This is a genomic window from Microbacterium sp., assembly GCF_031988965.1.
Classification (GTDB): Bacteria; Actinomycetota; Actinomycetes; order Actinomycetales; family Microbacteriaceae; genus Microbacterium.
Genome location: NZ_DALZXX010000262.1, coordinates 1 through 1,887 on the forward strand (window position 1 = coordinate 1; position 1,887 = coordinate 1,887).

A 1,887-nucleotide genomic window follows, 5' to 3' on the forward strand; every position below is an offset into this window, starting at 1 on the left:
GCAGTCATCGAGGCGGTGGAGCTGCATGCTCACGATGGACCGGCTCATCAGCAGGTTCGCGCTCGGGATCGACCCGTCGTCGAGGCCGTCGATCGCCCTCGTCAGGAACTCGTCGGCCTCATCCAGGCGCCCGCCGTGCATGAGCAGGGTGCCGAGCTGTCCGTTCGCCAGGGCGACCGTCTCGCCGCTGAGCCCGGGACGAGCGAGTGCCGCCCGCGACAGCCGCTCGGCCTCGGCGGGTTCGCCGGTCTGCGCGAGGACGTATGCGAGGGTGCCGTCGATGCGTGCGAGCAGATCGTCGTCGTCGGTGCGGTCGGATGCCGCGGCCAGCGCGCGTCGAGCCTGCGCGAACCGTCGGGAGTTGGCTGCGTCGACGCCGCGCTGATGCAGCTCGCGCGCAGTCAGGGGCATCCAACCAGAATGCCGGTCCGCTCGGTGTCAGGGAAGGCCTGTGACGGCATCCGTGGTTCCGGGTTGGGTCGTCCGGCGTCCGGCGTCGGCGGAATGGCTGATCGGTGCCCGGATGGCTGTCGGTGTGTGCCGGTTCGGTCAGCCATGCGGGGGATGGTCAGCCGTTCTGGGCCGGGCGGGGGCGCGTTCGGAGGGCGGCCAGGTGCGGGGTCTCAGTCGTCCGGGGGCGGGCCGGGGTCTCGCGCGGCGGAATGGCTGATCGGTGCCCGGATGGCTGACGGGGTGTGCTGGTTCGGTCAGCCATGCGGGGGATGGTCAGCCGTACGGAGATGGGTCCTCCGGCGTCTCGCGCGGCCGAATGGCTGATCGGTGCCCGGATGGCTGACGGTAGGTGCCGGTTCGGTCAGCCATGCGGGGGATGGTCAGCCGTCCGGGGCCGGGCGGGGGATGGTCAGCCGTCCGCCCCGGCAACCCCCATCCACCCGGCTACCCCCGCTCGACCGGGGCAGGCAGTGTCTTGAGCACGGCGGCGACCGCCTTGGCCGCGGCATCCGGCCTCACGCCCTGCACCGGAACCGTGCCGAGCTGGGCGGCGATGCGCCCCGCGACGTAGGGAGCCGCGAACGACGTGCCGCTCCAGATCGCGAACCCGCCGCGGTAGTCGTCAGGGTCGATCGTCTCTCGGCGCAGGCCCTCGACATCTGCCCTCGTCATCGCCTGCTCGCCCCCCACGAACGCCGGGGAGGTGCTGACGACCGCCGCTCCCGGGGCGTACACCTGCACCCACGGCCCGACGTTCGAGAAGAGAGCGACCGACCGCGCAGACGGGTTGAGCGCACCCACCGAGACGTGCGGCGCGTCCGTGTCCGGGTGGATGCCGTTGTCGGCGCCGGGCCAGGGCCAGAGGGATGCCGGGAACGACGGCCGATCGATCGCATCGTTGCCCGCCGAGCACACGACCACGCAGCCGAGCTCCCGGGCCGTGGTGAGCAAAGCGTTGAGCGTCGTGCTGAACTGACCGTCGACCGGGGTCTCGTGGTAGTACCCGAGCGACAGGTTCAGCACGTCGATCGGGTGCCCGGTCTTCGGGTCTTCGCGGTGACGGCGCAGCAGCTCGACGACCTGCGCCACGGTGATGAGGAACGTGCTCTCGTCGATCACGCCGAGCGCCCCGGCCATGCGGATCGACAGGATGTCGGCATCCGGCGCCGTCTGCCGGATGATGCCCGCGATGAAGGTGCCGTGACCCGCGACCGCATCGATCTCGCCGTCGAGCTGTCCGTAGAGGTCGGGGTAACGCTCGGGATCGGCGTCATCGGTGAGGCCGATCGGCACTCCGTCGAGCTCGATGTGGCGGGTGACGATGTCATCGGGCAGCCAGTCATGCACACCGCAGCCGGTGTCGAGCACTGCCACGACCGGCCGGCGGCCCCGCTTCGGAGCAGCGGTGCGCAGCGGCGCAGGGCCGAGCCAGGC

Annotated in this window: 1 protein-coding gene and 1 pseudogene; both read right to left on the minus strand. The window is 71.4% G+C overall.

All coding sequences use genetic code 11. The features are described from left to right. Positions 1 to 411: pseudogene (locus tag RTM68_RS18530) on the minus strand (hypothetical protein); the annotation flags it as partial. A gap of 486 nt (positions 412 to 897) precedes the next feature. Continuing rightward, positions 898 to 1,887 (minus strand): S8/S53 family peptidase (locus RTM68_RS18535; RefSeq protein ID WP_312173786.1); only part of this gene is annotated, 990 nt, incomplete at its 5' end.